At 65.1% G+C, this 16,018-nt stretch carries 14 protein-coding genes; 6 read left to right on the forward strand and 8 right to left on the reverse strand.

Features of this window, described 5'->3' with window-relative positions:
• Positions 1-108: 108 nt before the first annotated feature.
• The 5 genes from QZY01_RS04505 to QZY01_RS04525 all read right to left on the reverse strand — a co-directional run bounded on the left by QZY01_RS04505 (position 109) and on the right by QZY01_RS04525 (position 4,901).
• Positions 109-2,196 (reverse strand): FAD-dependent oxidoreductase, encoded by a 2,088-nt coding sequence (locus tag QZY01_RS04505; RefSeq protein ID WP_294533887.1) that lies wholly within the window; start codon positions 2,194-2,196, stop codon positions 109-111.
• Positions 2,197-2,322: 126 nt separating this feature from the next.
• The gene (locus QZY01_RS04510) at positions 2,323-2,838 is read right to left on the reverse strand and encodes a DoxX family protein (protein ID WP_294533890.1); all 516 of its coding nucleotides are present in this window, start codon (positions 2,836-2,838) and stop codon (positions 2,323-2,325) included.
• Positions 2,835-3,653 carry a DNA-binding domain-containing protein gene (locus tag QZY01_RS04515; protein ID WP_294533893.1) on the reverse strand — a complete coding sequence of 273 codons (819 nt, stop codon included), beginning with the start codon at positions 3,651-3,653 and terminating at the stop codon, positions 2,835-2,837. The genes QZY01_RS04510 and QZY01_RS04515 overlap by 4 nt, the downstream gene beginning before the upstream one ends.
• The gene (locus QZY01_RS04520; protein WP_294533920.1) at positions 3,643-4,557 is read right to left on the reverse strand and encodes a DUF692 domain-containing protein; all 915 of its coding nucleotides are present in this window, start codon (positions 4,555-4,557) and stop codon (positions 3,643-3,645) included. The genes QZY01_RS04515 and QZY01_RS04520 overlap by 11 nt, the downstream gene beginning before the upstream one ends.
• A 38-nt stretch (positions 4,558-4,595) precedes the next feature.
• Positions 4,596-4,901, reverse strand: coding sequence for a DUF2282 domain-containing protein (locus QZY01_RS04525; RefSeq protein WP_294533895.1), 306 nt, complete (start codon positions 4,899-4,901; stop codon positions 4,596-4,598).
• A gap of 504 nt (positions 4,902-5,405) precedes the next feature.
• On the opposite strand from QZY01_RS04525, the gene QZY01_RS04530 reads away from it, so the two are divergent.
• A complete protein-coding gene (locus tag QZY01_RS04530; protein ID WP_294533896.1) occupies positions 5,406-6,287 on the forward strand; it encodes a LysR family transcriptional regulator in 882 nt (293 codons plus the stop codon).
• On the opposite strand, the gene QZY01_RS04535 is transcribed toward QZY01_RS04530, so the two are convergent.
• Positions 6,275-7,006, reverse strand: a complete 732-nt coding sequence (locus QZY01_RS04535) for a redoxin domain-containing protein (RefSeq protein ID WP_294533899.1) — start codon at positions 7,004-7,006, stop codon at positions 6,275-6,277. The genes QZY01_RS04530 and QZY01_RS04535 overlap by 13 nt on opposite strands.
• A 405-nt stretch (positions 7,007-7,411) precedes the next feature.
• Here QZY01_RS04535 and QZY01_RS04540 point away from each other — a divergent pair, with 405 nt between their 5' ends.
• The 5 genes from QZY01_RS04540 to QZY01_RS04560 all read left to right on the forward strand — a co-directional run bounded on the left by QZY01_RS04540 (position 7,412) and on the right by QZY01_RS04560 (position 14,913).
• The gene (locus tag QZY01_RS04540) at positions 7,412-8,353 is read left to right on the forward strand and encodes a VOC family protein (RefSeq protein WP_294533901.1); all 942 of its coding nucleotides are present in this window, start codon (positions 7,412-7,414) and stop codon (positions 8,351-8,353) included.
• Positions 8,354-8,617: 264 nt separating this feature from the next.
• Complete coding sequence (locus QZY01_RS04545; RefSeq protein ID WP_294533904.1) at positions 8,618-9,493, forward strand: SDR family oxidoreductase; 876 nt, start codon at positions 8,618-8,620, stop codon at positions 9,491-9,493.
• Between the two features lie 4 nt (positions 9,494-9,497).
• The gene (locus QZY01_RS04550) at positions 9,498-10,946 is read left to right on the forward strand and encodes a GMC family oxidoreductase (protein WP_294533906.1); all 1,449 of its coding nucleotides are present in this window, start codon (positions 9,498-9,500) and stop codon (positions 10,944-10,946) included.
• A gap of 296 nt (positions 10,947-11,242) precedes the next feature.
• Entirely contained in the window at positions 11,243-13,654 is a 2,412-nt protein-coding gene (locus QZY01_RS04555; protein ID WP_294533909.1) for a glucosidase, read from the forward strand.
• A gap of 26 nt (positions 13,655-13,680) precedes the next feature.
• Positions 13,681-14,913 carry an MFS transporter gene (locus QZY01_RS04560; RefSeq protein ID WP_294533912.1) on the forward strand — a complete coding sequence of 411 codons (1,233 nt, stop codon included), beginning with the start codon at positions 13,681-13,683 and terminating at the stop codon, positions 14,911-14,913.
• Here QZY01_RS04560 and QZY01_RS04565 read toward each other — a convergent pair.
• A complete protein-coding gene (locus QZY01_RS04565) occupies positions 14,877-15,581 on the reverse strand; it encodes a DUF1223 domain-containing protein (protein WP_294533915.1) in 705 nt (234 codons plus the stop codon). The two genes, QZY01_RS04560 and QZY01_RS04565, sit on opposite strands and share 37 nt — an antisense overlap.
• 81 nt (positions 15,582-15,662) lie before the next feature.
• A partial coding sequence (locus tag QZY01_RS04570) for a LysR substrate-binding domain-containing protein (protein ID WP_294533917.1) occupies positions 15,663-16,018 on the reverse strand: 356 nt, incomplete at its 5' end.

The following is a 16,018-nucleotide window of genomic DNA, read 5'->3' on the forward strand; positions in this document are numbered from 1 at the left end:
ATCAGAGCGCGGTCCGCGAACACGATTCCGGACGTCGGATGAACAGACTATCGACTTCGTCGAGTGCGATCTTAAAGTGTTTGAAAAAGCGATTCTTAAAGCGGCTGGCTAGACGGCCTCTTTCTTTGCAACCCCGGTGATGAGTTGCACGCCGACGCGATAGGTCGCGTAGGCCCAGAGCCAGCTGAGCAGCACGGAAGCGCGGTTGCGGGCCCCCGCCAGCAGAAAGAGATGGGCCGCGCCCCAGAACCACCAAGCCGTGGCGCCCTTCAGCCTCACGAAGCCAAGATCAACCACTGCGCTCTTTCGACCGATCGTTGCGAGGCTCCCCCAATGCCGGTAGCGGAACGGCGGCGGCGCTGCCGCCTTGTCGAAACGCGCGCTCAGGACCCGCGCGACATAGGCGCCCGACTGCTTGGCCGCCGGCGCAAGGCCGGGCGCCGGCCCGCCGTTCCATGCGATCGCGGAGGCCGTATCGCCGATGGCGAAGATTTCCGAATGTCCGGGAACCGTCAGGTCCGGTCCGACCTTCAAGCGCCCTGACGCGTCGGCGGGCTGTCCAAGCCAGCGCGCCGCCGGGGACGCGACCACGCCCGCGGCCCAAAGCGTCGTCGCCGTCTCGATCCGTTCGCCGTTGACGACGACGGCGTCCATTCCGACGTCCTCGACGCGGCTGTTCAAACGCACCTCGACCCCCATGCGGGCAAGGGAATCAAAGGCGGCGCGCGACAGTTCCTCGGGAAAGCTCGGCAGGAGGCGCGGCGCCGCCTGGATCAGCACGACCCGCGCCGAAGCGGGAACGATCTTTCGAAATTCGTCGGCGAGGCCGAAGCGCGCCAGGTCGGCGATCGCTCCGGCTAGTTCCACGCCGGTCGGTCCCCCACCGCATATCACGAAGGTCAGCAGCTTGAGCCGCTCCTGCGGGTCCGGCGACGCCTCGGCGCGCTCGAACGCGTCGAGAACGCGCGAGCGCATTGACACCGCGTCCTCGAGACGCTTGAGGCCCGGGGCTTGCTCCCGCCAATCCTCGCGTCCGAAATAGCCGTGCGTGGCTCCGGTCGCCAGGACAAGATAGTCGTAGGCGAGGTCGCGGCCGTCCACCTTCACGGTGCGCCCCTCGATATCGACGCCGGTGACGGTCCCCCGAAGCACCCGGATCGCGGGATCGTCGCGGAACATCGACCGCACCGGGGCAGCGATGTCCGCCGGCGACAATCCGGCTGTTGCAACCTGGTAAAGCAAGGGTTGGAACAGGTGGTAGTTGTTGCGATCGATCAGCGTGATGTCAGCGCCTTCCTCGCGAAGCCCCTGGACGCAACTCACGCCGGCGAACCCCGCCCCCACGATCACGACCCGGGGCGGCGGACCGGGCCGGCGCGCCGCTTGCTCGATGAAGCGGCGGACAACCGCGTCGAGCGACAGCGGTCCGGCGCCCGCGCCGGCCAGAAGCGCGAAGATCAGCGCGGCGTAGAACGGCGACGCGCCCGCGGTCATCGACACCCAGGCCGCCAACGTCCACAGTCCGAGAACGACCGCGACGGGCCGAGTCGCGAAACCGACCGCAAGCAGGAGCGCCGCCGTCAGCCGAAAAGCGGACGGGGCCGAGGCCAAAGTCTCCGTCGCGAATACGCCAGGAGGAGAAATGCCCGCGAGACTCGCCGCCAGCCAGAGACGCAGTGCGAGGTCGAACAGCGGCCCGAGCCGCTGCGACAACCAGGCGCCAATCCGCAGCGTCAACTCGGCGAAGGGGGCCGCGCTGTTGCGCAGTCCGCCCGCAATCGCGGAATCGATCGAGATGGCGCCAGGTCCCCTGACGGCCTGCCAGCCGAGGACCGCGATCCAGAACAGGTTCGTGTCGACCTGGCGATAGGCAATCTGGGAAGTCAGCGCCAGAACCAGCATCGCCGCCGCCGCCGGCCGGGTCAGGAAGCCCGCCATCAGAAGCATCGAGCCGAGGGTCTCCACCAGGAAGCCCGCGACCGCCTCCGTCGCAGGATCAATCCCCGGCAGGGGATATTCGAAACGGGCGAGTTCCAGAGCCACGGGCCAGTTACCTGCCTTGAGCATACCGGACACGAAGAACGACTTGCCGACGCCGAGCCGGGCGACAAGATCGAGAACGGGCAGCGCGGCAAGGCTGGCGGCGCTTCCAGCGTTCAGGAGAGCGCGCAATCGCGCGGCGTAGCGTCGATTCATCTCAACCAGCCTCTCTGTTAGCGGTCTCGGCCCGCCGGCGGCGCGCCCGGCGGCTCGACCGCGACTGCAGCCTCGTTCGCGTCGACAATCGCGTCCGCGAGGCCGCCGTTTTTCCTTTGGACCGTCTCAGGGAACGGGCAGTCCAAGCGCGCGCCGGATCAGGAAGTCGAGCGAAACGCGCCCCGGTCCCCAAGCGATGATGGCGAGCGCCATCGCCGCCCAGGTGAGGTGCACGGGCCATGCATCGGGGACGGTCAGTTCGACGATGAGAGTCATGAAGAGGAGGCCGAGCGCGGCAAAACGCGTCGCAAGGCCGAGCACCAGCAGGACGGGGAAGGTGATCTCGGCGCAGCCCGATAGCAACGCCGTCACGGCCGGGAACGGGAACGGATAGGGCCCACCCGGCAGATGCAGCATGAACTCGTCGGTGAACAGGGCGACCGCCGTGTCGCTGAGCCGGAGGAAGCCGTCCCATTTGAGAATACCGGACCTCCAGAACGGCACGGCCAGCGCGAACCGCAGAATGAGCTGCGCGAGCGAGGGCAGCGCGACGACGCGTACGATGCCCTCGACCCTGTCCACGAACCGGGCGACGGAGGTCAGCACCCCGCCCGTGGAAGCCTGCTGCAACACGTTGGTCATGGGTTGTCTCCTATACTTGCGGAAGCACCTGCGGAAATAAATGCGCCGGTCTCGATCAGAGTCGCGATGCCCGCGCCGACATTGAACCCGGGATGATGCTCGAGCGCCGCGCCCGCGGCCTCGCCAAGCGGACGCCCGGAGATCAGCGCCGACAGGAACTCGGCTTGTCCCGGAGCGAGCCGGCGCAAGACCACGTCGCATTCCGGCCGCGTGATCAAGGCGTCCTCGGCCTGGCTCGCGTCGATCTTTTCGACCGGTCCGGCCGCGCGATTGGCGGCGACAATCGTCACCGCCGCGAAACGCGAGCGCACAAGCCTGGTCGCCGGATGGGGCGCCAATACGAGGTCCGCGAGACGCTCGGCGGGAACGGACGCCAGGCCGGACGCCGTTAGCGGCGCAGCGTCCGCGGCATGATAGGCGTCGAGCCAGGCGCGCTCGATGCGCGCCGCATCCGAAAGCCACGGCATGCCCTGGGCATATTCGTAGCGCTCGACGAAGGCAGGAAAATCCCGGCCGTATTCGAACAGCAGCGGCGAAGTCGGCGGCGTCTCACGGACATGTAAGCGCGCCATCGCTCGAAAGAACTCGACCCCGGTGATGCGCTGCACAGCCGGATAGACCGCCGCGAGCGCGTCGATCAAACTGACCGTGACGTTGTTGCGGTAGACGTTGTAGCGCTTGGCCGCGGCCTTGCCCGCCGGTCCCGAAACGTGCGAAGGCGTCTCGCGGTCGGGATCGAGCAGACCGGCCGAGAAAACGGCCGAATAGGCCATGTCGGGCGCCTTGCGCTCTCGCAAGGAGGGGTCAGGCCGCATGGCTGCGCCCTCCGACGGAGGCGGCATGATCGAGGATCTTTTGAGCCGCGGCGACTTCCGCTTCGAGACGCGGCCATTCCGGGATCTCGCTGTCCCATTCGATCAGCGTCGGGATCGGCCCCACACGGGCGATGACGCTCTCGAACAGGCTCCAGACCGCGTCGGCGACGGGACGGTCATGGCTGTCGATGAGCAAAGGCCCGCCCTCGTCGTCGCTCTGTTCGGCATGCCCGGCGAGATGGATTTCGCCGACCAGCCCGAGTGGATAATCGGCCAGATATTCGAGGGGCGAGAAGCCGTGGTTGGTCGCCGACACGAACACGTTGTTGACGTCGAGCAGCAGGCCGCAGCCGGTGCGGCGTGTGACGGCGCGGAGGAATTCCGTCTCGCGCATGGTCTGTTCCCGGAACAGCACATAGGTCGACGGATTCTCCAGGAGCAGCGGCCTGCGGATGGCCTCCTGCACTTGGTCAATGTGTTCGCACACCCAAGCCAGCGTCGCCTCGGTCAAGGGAAGCGGCAGCAGATCGTTGAAATAGACGGTCTCGTGGGTCGACCAGGACAAATGCTCCGAAATGAGCGCGGGCTCGTAGCGAAGGACAAGGTCGGCGAAACGCGCCAGATGCGCTGTGTCGAGGGGTTGTGGCGCGCCGATCGACAGGCACACGCCATGAAGCGAGAGGGCATGGTCGCGGCGGATCGCTTCGAGCGCGCGGTGCGGTGGACCGCCGGCCCCCATGTAGTTCTCGGCGTGGATCTCGAAAAAGCCGCGGGGCCTGGGCCCCGCAAGGATCGCTTGCAGGTGTTGGGGCTTGAAGCTTGTCCCCGCCAATCCCGCCAAGGCATGCGCAGGAAAGCGAGGCTGACAGGCTTCCCGCTCCGAACTTGCGGTCAGGTCTCTCATCATGGTCGTCCCCGTTTCCGGCGCTCGCTTGCGGGTGTTTACTTCGACGCCAAAGCGCCGTGCTTGCCGTTCGGCAGTTCGATCGCGGTGCAGGTGCCCGCCTGGACGAACTTCCACGCGTTGCCCTGGAAGTCGACGGTCGAGGTGCCCTGGCAGGTCGTGCCGGGCCCCGCGGCGCAATCGTTCTGTCCCTTCAGGGCGACGCCGAAGCACTTCTCCTTGCGGGCGGCCGTCGCAGCGGCCTTTTCCCCGTCGGTCATCGGACCGGCGGAGGCGAGCGTCGCCAGCGCGCCCGACAGGGCGCTGGCGAGGACGAGCGAGGTGATGGCGGTTTTTGCAGACATGGCTTGCTCCGAATTGCAGGTTGGCGCTCGTTGTGGGCGCACTGGGACTAAGCGTCAGGGCGCGAGAACGTCAGGTCGGCTGCCGATGACAGCCGAACGCCTCGCGGCGGAGACGCATCGAGTTTGCGCGGGACGGCAGTCGAGGGTGCGACGGCGATGGGTCCGAAGCCAAAACGGCCGTCGACGGGTGTTTTTGCTTTCGGGCCTTCGAAGCCGTTGGCCCCATGCAAACAGTCGCGGAAGGTTGGCGTTGTCGGATAATCGTCGATTGCTCCATGACTCGATCTCGGCTTGCTCATTTGCGTTACCGAGCGTTAGGATGCCGCCGGAAAATGCGCTTGTGAAATGCCGCCTCTCTCTGGAATCGATGCTCTGCCGCTATGGTCGCTAATGGCCGATATGGTCGCATGACACCGTCGCTCGATATGAAAAGGTGATTCATCACGCCGAACCCCGGCGCCGCGGAAGCGCCGGCCAACGCTTTGCGGAGGCGACCCCTTGGAAATGCACCAGATCCGTTACTTTCTTGCGGTCTCGCGGACGCTGAACTTCACGCGCGCGGCCGAGGAATGCAACGTTTCGCAGCCGTCGCTCACGCGCGCGATCCAGACGCTGGAGGCGGAACTCGGCGGCGAATTGTTCAAGCGAGAGCGCGGTCTGACGCATCTCACCGATCTAGGCGTCAAGATGGCGCCGCTCGTGCAACAATGTTTCGACAGCGCCGTTGCGGCGAAATCTCTGGCGAACTCCATCAAGAGCGGCGCCGTGACGCCGCTCAAGCTTGCGCTTTCCTCATCGATCAACATCACGATTCTGCTGCCGCAGCTAACGGAACTTTCCCGTAGTTTCGCCGGCATGGAACTAAAATTCTTCCGCGGCGCCCCTGCGGAAATCGCCGACTCCCTCAGGAAGGGGGGCGCCGATCTCGGCGTCGCGGGTCCGCTGCAAGGCGACTGGGAGCGGTTCGACCATTGGACCTTGTTCACGGAATCTTTCGTTCTCGCTGTGAACGAAAACCATCGTTACGCCAATCGCGAGCGGATCACGATAGAGGAGCTCAAAGGCGAAACAATCATTCGCCGCCCGAACTGCGAATGCCTCGAAGATGTCGAGGCGCTACTGAGGGAGCGCGGACTTGAAAAATTGCAGCGTCATGAGGCAAGTAGCGAGGTCGATGTCGTCGGTCTGCTTTCGGCCAACGTTGGTGTCGCGTTTGTGCCCTCGAGCGCCGACCTGCCGGGCAAGCTGCGCCGCCTGTCGGTCGAGGACGCGGCCTTGGCGCGGCCGGTCTCCGTTTATGGCGTCGCCGGACGCCCGCGTTCTCCGATCGCAACCACGCTCTTGAAGATGCTGCGTGCGACGGACTGGAGCGCCTATCGGGCCTGATCCGCGCGTCGCTTGGCGTCGGAGCGGAGCGCCTCGAGCAGATCCTCGACCTCCATCCGCCGGCGATAGTCAGGATCGATATATCTCGCGAGAATGACGCCGTCAGAGTCGATGACGAAGGTCGCAGGAACGGGCAGCATCCAGGTGTCATTGGCTTGATAGAGCGTAATATCGAAGCCACCACCCGCCATGGCGCGCTTCTTTTCTTCGCCCACCCAAAAAAGCAAGCCCAGCTCAAGCGCATAGGCGCCGTCGAGATCGGATAGAATATGGAAGGGCGCCTGCGCATAGGACTTCAGCTGCGCCGCCCACTCCGAGGTTTCGGGCGAAATCGCAACGATCTGCGCACCAAGGGCCTGAATTTCCTCGCCCGCCCGCGCCAGCGCATCCACGTTCAATTGGCAATAGGGGCACCAATGCCCTCGGTTGAAGGAGACGACAACCGGACCCCTCTCCAGCAGGCTTGCCAGGCTGACAAGACGCCCCGCCTCGTCGGGCAAGAGAAAATGCGGCATAGGTTCGCCAGGGCGTGGCGCCGCCAAACCGACGCCGTTCTCCGCGAGCCGCGCCACCATTCGGTCAACGATGTCCGCGAAGGGTGGACTGAGCTCGCGCACTTTGTCGGCGACCGCCCGCAGCCGCACCGAGAGGGGCGCGTCCATGCGCCGGGCTTCCTCTGTGGTCGCCTCAAGCTTCTCGGCGAATGACTTTTCGGCCACGATCCTCTCCGCGTGCGCCGCAATGCGACGGCTCGTCTCGGCTGCAGGCTATGGCGCCTGCAGCGCCCGTTCAAGGTATCGAATCGATAGGCCGAAGTTAGCCCGCCCATGTCGCCGGAATTCATCGGCGGAGGACCCCGGGGCCGACGATAGCTGTCGACTATCAAATTCAGAGCCAGGAGATATTTGGAATGCAAGGCCGCATTCCGCATCCTGCCGGCAGTGACTTCGGCGGGACGCGCTGTCGCTTGCTTCGTCGGGAGGCGCGGAATCAAGTTTCTGTTCGGCGCCCCGGCTCCCGCCAAGTCTTTTTTGACTGGTGGCGCTGAAATGATAATCAAAACCGCAACGTCCCCGCTTTTCCGGGTCGGGACCGCCCTGGCCATTCTGTGGACCCTTGGGTCCATGGCCTTGGCGGCCGGCGTCGTCGAGATCGAGCGCATACTGCTCACCGTTTCGAGCCTGGACCGCGCCGAAGGCTTTTATCGGGACGGGTTGGGGTTCGAGACGGTCGGACGGGGTGAGATGGCCGGCGACGGATTCGCCCATCTTGTCGGTTTGCGCGATGGCCGGGCCAGAACACTGACCATGCGCCTGGGGCGGGAGAAGGTGACTTTCGTCAAATATGATGCGCCCGGAAAGTCGTATCCGGCGGACAGCGCGAGCCCGGATCGCTGGTTCCAGCATTTCGCGATCGTCGTCTCGGACATGGACAAGGCCTACGCCCGGCTCCAGCGGGTCGGCTTCACGCCGATCTCCAGTGGCGGGCCGGTGACCTTGCCGCCGGCAAACGGTTTCGTGCGCGCATTCAAGTTCCGCGATCCCGATGGCCACCCTCTGGAGCTTCTCTATTTCCCCAGTGGCCAGGGCCGACGGGTTTGGGCCGAGGGCGGCGACAGGGTCTTCCTTGGCATCGACCATTCGGCGATCGGCGTCGCCGATACGGAACGCAGCGAAGCCTTCTACGAAAAACTGCTGGGAATGGGCGTCGCTTATAAGGCCGTCAACCGCGGTTCGACCCAGGAAAGCCTCGACGGGACATTCGGCGCCGTCGTCCAGATCACGGGCCTGCGTCCGCCGGCGGAAACCGGGCCGGGCGTGGAGTTCCTCGAATACCGCACCCCGCCGACCGGCCGGCCCGCGCCAGTCGATACTAAATCCAACGACCTTGCCCATGTCGAACTGGCGTTCACGGTCGACGATCTTGACGGCCTGGTCGCGAAGCTGAGGGAAGCGCGGGCGCCCTTTGTTTCGCCCGACGCGGTGGAACTGGGCGACGGGACGTACGCGGCGATGGTTCGCGACCCCGACGGGCACGCGATCTTGCTGGTGCAGACCCGACGCTAAGGGCGCTCAATCCTTGCGGACCGCGCGAGAGCGCAGGGAGCCGCGTCGTCGCCTCTTTAGGGGAGGCTCCGTCGCAGGACCGCACAGGGCGGCGCCAAGCGCGGCGAACATGCCGTCCGTGTCGATAGCCGCAAACCATCGAAACGAGAGCCATCCGGCATTTCCCTTCCGAGCTGGATCGCGCGACCCTTTTTCCTGGGCGATGTAACGGGACGGCGCGACCGCTCGTACTAGCCGGCAGGATACATGAGAGGAGCGTGAACGATGGACGCTAAAACGCCTGGGCTACTGAGGGATGAAACCCTGCCGCCGGTTGTGATGCCGGCCTGTCCCATCGATCGGAAACTGTTGAGCCAAAAGGTGCTGGTCACGGGCGCCTCGTCGGGCATTGGCCGCGGGATCGCCATCGGGCTCGGTCACGCCGGCGCCGACGTTGTGGTCAACTATATTCGCGGCGAGGACCAGGCGCAGGCCATCGTCGAGGACGTCAAAAGCTGCGGCGGCAACAGGGCCTACGCGCATCGCGCGGATATCTCGAACGAAGACGAGGTCCGCGAAATGTTCGCGCGGATGGAGGCCGAGTTTGGTGGCGTCGACATCGTGATCAACAACGCAGGCCTCCAGCAGGACGCGCCGTTCGATCAGATGACGCTCGCTCAATGGAACACGGTGATCGGAGTCAATCTCACCGGGCAGTTCCTGTGTTCGCGCGAGGCGGTGCGGATCTTCAGGCGTGTGGGCGTGAAACCCAACGTGTCCTGCTCGGCCGGCAAGATCATCTGCATCTCGTCGGTGCACGACGTGATCCCCTGGGCGGGCCATGTGAACTATGCCGCGAGCAAGGGCGGCGTTGCGATGATGATGAAGTCGATCGCCCAGGAAGTCGCGCCCTGGCGCATTCGCGTCAATGCGATCAGCCCTGGCGCGGTGCGGACGCCCATCAACATGGAGGCGTGGAGCACGCCCGAAGCCTATGCCGAGCTGATGAAACTCGTGCCCTACAAGCGCATCGGCGAGGTGGACGATATCGCCCGCGCCGCCGTGTGGCTCGCCTCCGACGAATCCGACTACGTCACCGGTGCGACCCTCTACGTCGACGGCGGCATGACCCTCTACCCCGGCTTCGAGACTGGAGGCTAAGGACATGACCGCGATTTACGACGCCATCGTCATTGGCTCGGGCGCTGGCGGCGCAGCGGCCGCCTACAGGCTCGCCGAGGCCGGGCGCGGGGTTCTCGTTTTCGAAAAAGGCCAGCAGCTGCCGACAGACGGCAGCACGCTCGACGCCGACGTCGTGCTGCGACAAGGGCGGTACCGCAATCAAGACCCCTGGATCGACCGCAACGGCAAGCCGTTCGTTCCGTCCGAGTTCTACAATCTCGGCGGGAAAACGAAATGGTATGGCGCGGCGCTGCTGCGCTTTTCGCCGAACGAGTTCATGGATGAACCCACTCATCGGCATCGCGGCTGGCCGTTTGGCTATGACGAGCTCGCGCCCTATTACGATGAGGCGGAAACGCTGCTCAACGTGCGCCGCTTCGAGATCGAGCCCGATACGAAGCGCATCGTCGCGCGCATCGAGCGGGTTGCGCCGGACTGGCGCTGCGCGCCGATGCCGCTCGGCCTCTCGCCGCGCATTCTCGACGATCCGCAGGAGGCGGTGCGCTTCGACGGCTTCGCTTCAGTGACGGGCTTGAAGTCCGACGCCGAGACCTGCCTCCTCGACCGCATTCGCGACAAGCCAAACGTAACCATCGCCACCGGCAAGCCGATCCTCGCTCTGCTAGGCGACGAGCGCGCGCCAGAACGCATTGTCGGCGTGGTCGGCGAGGATGGCTCGACCCATCGGGCGGACGCGGTCCTGCTCGCCGCCGGAGCGCTCTCTTCGCCGCGCCTCCTGCAGGGGTATCTCGCGGCAGCCGGGCTCGCCGAGACGCTTCCAGCGGCTTCCTCCGTCGGCCGCAACTACAAGAGCCATCTCTTGACCGCGGTCGTCGGCTGGTCGCCGTCGCGCAAGCGCGACCGGCTGCGCAAAACCGTAATGATGACGCATGCCCGCTTCCCGCATTCAAGCGTACAGCCGCTCGGTGCGACCGACGGCAAGATCGTTGCGACCGAATTGCCGGCCTTCGCGCCAGATTGGATCGCCAATCTGATCGGCGATCGCGCCTACGGCTTCTTCCTGCAGACAGAAGACGGGTCGCATCCCGACAATCGCGTCATCGCCGCCATCAACGGCGACGACCGTCCGCGCCTCGACTACGACCGCGACCGCATCGCGCGCTCGCGGGACGAGCACCGCGGCTTCGTCCGCACCTTCGCCATCGATCTCATGCGCGCGGGCCTCATTCCCATCGTCAAGCCGGTTCCGCTCGGCGGAACGGCGCATGCCTGCGGCACGCTGATCGTGGGCGACAACCCGGCGGACTCGGTGGTGGACCAGTCCGGCCGCGTGCATGGGCTCCAGGGCCTTTACGTCGTCGACGGAAGCATTCTGCCGCGGTCAAGCCGCGTCAATCCATCGCTGACCATTTACGCCTGGGCGCTTCGCGTCGCCCACAAGCTCATTGAATCGAAGGGAGAACGGCAATGACTGGCGCCGACCGACACGATCTCGAAAGGACCCGCCTGGAGAACCAGCGTCTGGGAAAAGAAAACTGGCGGCTGTGGGGACCCTATCTCTCCGAGCGGGCGTGGGGAACCGTGCGCGAAGACTACAGCCCCTGCGGGGAGGCCTGGGACTATCTCTCCCACGATCAGGCTCGCTCGCGGGCCTATCGTTGGAGCGAGGACGGTCTCGGCGGCGTCAGCGACGATCGGCAGCATCTCTGCTTTGCGCTGGCGCTTTGGAACGGCCGCGATCCAATCCTGAAGGAACGCGCTTTCGGATTGACCGGCGCGCAGGGCAACCGCGGTGAGGACGTGAAGGAATATTACTTCTATCTCGACGCGACTCCGACCCACAGTCTGCTGCGCTATCTCTATAAATATCCCCACGGCGCTTTTCCCTATGGCGCGCTCGTGGAAGAAAACGCGCGCCGCTCACGCGACGACCCGCCCTACAATCTCATCGATACCGGGGCGTTCGCCGAGAACCGTTACTTCGACGTCGAAGTCGCCTACGCCAAGGCCGCGCCGGACGAAATCCATATCCGCATCGTCGTCGCGAACCGAGGCCCCGAGGCCGCCGAATTGCATCTTCTGCCGACGCTCTGGTTCCGCAACGCCTGGGCTTGGGGCGACGGGATCGACGGCGCGGACAAGCCCGCAATCCGAACCATCGACGCGCCCAGCGGCGCCGCCTGGACGGTCGCGGCCACGCATCCCGAACTGGGCGAATACTGGTTGTACGGCCGCCAGCGCGCGGAGTTGCTGTTTACGGAGAACGAGACCAACGCCAAGCTCTTATGGGGAGCGCCGAACGCCGGTCCTTATGCGAAGGACGCGTTCCATCGCCGTGTGATCGACGGCGCAGCGGAAGCGGTCAATCCGGCCGGCGCCGGCACAAAATTCGCGAGCTGGAGCCGGCTCGCGGTGCCGCCGGGCGAAAGCGCAGAGCTCGATCTGGTCCTCTCGGCCAGAGCGATGTCGTCGCCTTTCGAGCGCAGCCACATAGTCTTTTCCTCGCGACAGGCGGAAGCGGACGCTTTCTATCGCGACCTGTTCGATGCCGCGAATGACGAGGACCACCGTATCGCGCGTCAGGCCCTGGCCGGGATGATCTGGAGCAAACAATTCTTCCACTACGATGTCGAACGCTGGTTGAAAGGCGATCTCCCGCCGCCGCCGGCGGCGCGCCGCTGGGGCCGCAACGCGCAGTGGAAACACCTGAAGGCAGCCGACGTGATCTCCATGCCCGACGCCTGGGAGTATCCATGGTTTGCGGCCTGGGATCTCGCCTTTCATTGCGGCGCGCTGGCCCTTGTCGATGTGGACTTCGCGAAAGACCAGATCGAGCTGATGCTGTGCGAGCGTTATCTTCACCCAAACGGCCAGATACCGGCCTACGAATGGAATTTCGGCGACGTGAATCCGCCGGTCCATGCGCTCGCGGCGCTGAAAGCGTTCCGAGCCGAACGCGTGCAGCGCGGGCGCGGCGACCACGATTTCCTTCAGCGGGTTTTTCACAAGCTGCTGCTCAATTACGCCTGGTGGATCAATCGCAAGGACGCCGAAGGCTCGAACATCTTCGAGGGCGGCTTTCTCGGGCTCGACAACATCTCGGTCTTCGATCGGTCGAAACCGCTGCCGTCGGGCTATAGCCTCAAGCAGGCCGACGCGACCGGCTGGGTGGCGATGTTCGCGCTCCACATGACGGTGATCGCGCTGGAACTGACGCAAAACGATCCGAATTACGAAGAAATAGCGATCCAGACCTATGAACAGTTCCTCTCCATCTGCGAAGCCCTCTCCGGCAACGCGGCCGACCGGCCCTCGCTGTGGGATGCGGAGGCAGGGTTCTTCAAGGATCTGATCACAGCGCCGGACGGCTCCTGGCGCCACATCGACGTCTATTCGATGGTGGGACTAATCCCTCTCTTTGCGACGGAGGTCGTCGACCGCCGCCTGCTCAGCCGCGCGCCCCGCTTCCGCGATCGCCTGCGCGCGCATAAGGGCGGCCTGTTCCGTGGCCATTATGTCTGCTCGTGCCCGGAGTGGGAGAACGATCGCGGCGAGCATCTTCTGTCCGTGGTCGATCACACAATGCTGCAGCCGATGCTGTCGCGCTTGCTGGACGAGGATCAGTTCCTCTCGCCCTTCGGCATCCGCAGCGTCAGCAAGATTCACGCAACCCACTGCGACCTCGGCGTGCTTCCCGGGGTCGGTGCGGCGATGATCGAATATGTTCCCGGCGAGTCGAACTCCGCTCTGTTCGGCGGCAACTCGAACTGGCGCGGGCCGATCTGGCTGCCGGTCAACTACATGCTGATCCAGGCGGTGGAGAAGTTCCACCGCTTCCTCGGCGACGAATTCATGTTTGCCATTCCTTGCCTCGGCGGCGAGCAGTTGTCCCTGAACGGCGTTGCAAACCTGATCGCGGACCGCGTCGCCAACATCTATCGCCGCGGCGCCTGCGGCGTTGCGCCAGCCATGCAGACGCAGCCGCCGTTCCGCGACGACCCTCACTGGCGCGACCTTCTCTTGTTCTACGAGTACTTCCACGCCGAGACCGGCCAGGGATTGGGCGCCTCGCACCAGACCGGATGGACCGGGCTGATCGCAAATCTCGTTTCGCGCCACTATCGCAAGGATATTCCCGCCTACTGGGGCAGCCGGCAAATTCGCGAGGCGGCCGAATGATGACCTCTCCGACGACCGCAGGATCGATGTCAGGGGCCAAAATCGCGGCGGCCCCGTCGGCTGTGCTGATCGTTTATGCCGGAGCGTTGCTGCAAGGCATGACGCTGGTCAGCTTTCCCACGGTGAGCGCCTTGCTCAAGCAGACGCTGGCTTTGTCGGACGCCGATTACGGCGCGATCTTCCTGCCTCAGGTGGCGCTCGCCATTGTCGGGGCTGTCGCCGGCGGCGCGCTCGCGCGCATGATCGGACTGAAGGCGCTGTTCGCGTTGGCGCTCGCCGCCAATGCGACGAGCCAGGCTCTTCTCGCAGGCACGAACTTCGTTTCGCCGTCCGGCGGCGTCGATCTGCTTCTTGCCGGCACGGCGAGCCTCGGTCTTGGCTTTGGGCTGATCGGCGGGCCGATCAACGCCTATCCGGGCCTCTTGTTTCCGCACCGAAGCCAGACCGCGATCGTCGCCGCGCATTCGCTGATCGGGCTTGGGCTCGCAATCGGCCCGCTGATCGCCGGGCCGTTCATCGCAGCGGGAACATGGTTTGAATTTCCAGTCGGCCTCTCTTCCGCCTGCGCGATCGCGTCGACCGCCGCCTTGCTCATCCGGTTGCCGCAGCCGGCGACGCCTGCCGCCGCGGACGAAACAAAGGCGACGCGGCCGGCCGCCTCGCCAATATTCTGGCTATTCGCAGCAATCACCGTGATCTATGCTTTCGCCGAAGGCACATTTTCGAGCTGGGCGGTGATCTTCCTGCGCGATAGTAAGGGACTGCCCGACATGACCGCGAGCTTCGCTCTATCGGCCTTCTGGGGCTCCCTCGTGGCTGGACGGCTGTTGGTTTCAGTCCTGATCGTCCGTGTGCCCGCCAAGATCATCTGGGTCTCGCTGCCGGTGTTGATGATCGCAGCCTTCTGGCTCGTTTCGTTCGCCGATAGCGCCGCGACCGGCATCGGAGCCTTCGCCGTCGCGGGGCTTGCCTGCTCCGCCTTCCTGCCACTCACCATATCTCTCGCGGTCGATCGGTTTCCAGACAACGTGGCCTGGGTCTCGTCGATGTTGATCGCCGCGCTCATGACCGGCGTCGGCGTCGGGTCGTGGCTGGTCGGCGGCTTGCAGTCGCACCTGCCGCTTGATGCGCTGTATCGCTGGTCCTCGCTCTATCCGATCCTGGTGCTGGCTCTTGCGAGGTTCGCTTTGGACTCGTCGCGTGGAGGCGACCGGCGTCCCGATCAATCGGTGGCGGCGGAAACAATCGGGCCGCCGTGACGGGCCTGCACCAGAATCGCCGTGCGCAATCCGTCCGCCTGTCCCGTCAGCGCAAATTCGACGGCATCTCCGGTCCAGCCGCCGATGCGGGCGAGGCTCCGCACGACATGTCCATGCGGCAAGGTCCGGTCGCTGTTTTCGCCGCGTTTGACCGCGACATCGAGGACGCCCCGTTCGTAGCGCACGAGCCAGACATTCGCGCCGCCGTCCGGGGCCTTGCCGGCGCCGATGGTCGCCCGATCCCGGGTTAGGCGCATGGTCGGCCCTGCATCGATTTTCTGCGCGGCGATCAGCGCTTCGATATCGCTCAGCCTGGCGCCGACCACCGTACCCCGGCCTTCGACGACGAATTGGGGCGTGAACGGCCCCGACTGCCCGAGTCCGGGCTCATAATCGACCTGGCGGGCGGTGAACTCCGGCTTGCCGAAAATATCCTTCCAGCCCAGCCGGTCCCAGTAGGTCACGGCAAAACTCAAAGCCAGGACATCGGGACGGCGCGAAAGTTCGATGAGATTGGCATTGGCCGGCGGACAGGACGAGCAGCCCTGGCTGGTGAATAATTCAACCACGATGGGCCGGCCGGCGGCTTCGACGACGCCGGAGGTCGCGGCAAGGTCAAGGGCGGAAAGGCCAAGAATGGCGAAGACCGTGGATGGAAAAAAGGTCATGAGGCGGACTCCCGACGGCGAGGATGCAAGGCGCAACCCTTCGCTGGCCTTGGCCTTCATTCGTCCCGGCGCCCCGGATTGTTACGATCTCGCTTCGCCCTCGCCACGCGCTGGCCCAAGCGCCGCCTGGACGACGCGGGCTTTCAGCCGAGGCGTCGCAAAATCCAGAAAGGCCCGCAATTTGAGCGGCAGCAGTCTTTCGCCGGAATGAACCAGGCTGACCGGCAGGGGCGCGGGCTCGCAGTCCTCCAGCACCACCGTCAACGCGCCGGCGCGAATGGCTTGCTCCACCTGATAACTCAGCACCCGGGTGACGCCGACGCCGGCGATGGCGGCGTCGATGGCGGCTTCCGCCGTATTGACCACCAGCCGGGCGCGCGGCGAGATCGTCGCGGACTTGAACCGCCACAGGCCCGCCGCGCTCAAGGTCTGGAAGG

The organism is uncultured Rhodoblastus sp. (assembly GCF_903903185.1).
Classification (GTDB): Bacteria; Pseudomonadota; Alphaproteobacteria; order Rhizobiales; family Beijerinckiaceae; genus Rhodoblastus.

What these genes read in the sequence shown, in the direction of transcription:
- QZY01_RS04505 (WP_294533887.1), bottom strand. Translation starts at nt 2,196, where the DNA reads ATGAATCGACGCTACGCCGCGCGATTGCGCGCTCTCCTGAACGCTGGA.
- QZY01_RS04510 (WP_294533890.1), bottom strand. Translation starts at nt 2,838, where the DNA reads ATGACCAACGTGTTGCAGCAGGCTTCCACGGGCGGGGTGCTGACCTCC.
- QZY01_RS04515 (WP_294533893.1), bottom strand. Translation starts at nt 3,653, where the DNA reads ATGCGGCCTGACCCCTCCTTGCGAGAGCGCAAGGCGCCCGACATGGCC.
- QZY01_RS04520 (WP_294533920.1), bottom strand. Translation starts at nt 4,557, where the DNA reads ATGAGAGACCTGACCGCAAGTTCGGAGCGGGAAGCCTGTCAGCCTCGC.
- QZY01_RS04525 (WP_294533895.1), bottom strand. Translation starts at nt 4,901, where the DNA reads ATGTCTGCAAAAACCGCCATCACCTCGCTCGTCCTCGCCAGCGCCCTG.
- QZY01_RS04530 (WP_294533896.1), top strand. Translation starts at nt 5,406, where the DNA reads ATGCACCAGATCCGTTACTTTCTTGCGGTCTCGCGGACGCTGAACTTC.
- QZY01_RS04540 (WP_294533901.1), top strand. Translation starts at nt 7,412, where the DNA reads ATGGCCTTGGCGGCCGGCGTCGTCGAGATCGAGCGCATACTGCTCACC.
- QZY01_RS04545 (WP_294533904.1), top strand. Translation starts at nt 8,618, where the DNA reads ATGGACGCTAAAACGCCTGGGCTACTGAGGGATGAAACCCTGCCGCCG.
- QZY01_RS04550 (WP_294533906.1), top strand. Translation starts at nt 9,498, where the DNA reads ATGACCGCGATTTACGACGCCATCGTCATTGGCTCGGGCGCTGGCGGC.
- QZY01_RS04560 (WP_294533912.1), top strand. Translation starts at nt 13,681, where the DNA reads ATGTCAGGGGCCAAAATCGCGGCGGCCCCGTCGGCTGTGCTGATCGTT.
- QZY01_RS04565 (WP_294533915.1), bottom strand. Translation starts at nt 15,581, where the DNA reads ATGACCTTTTTTCCATCCACGGTCTTCGCCATTCTTGGCCTTTCCGCC.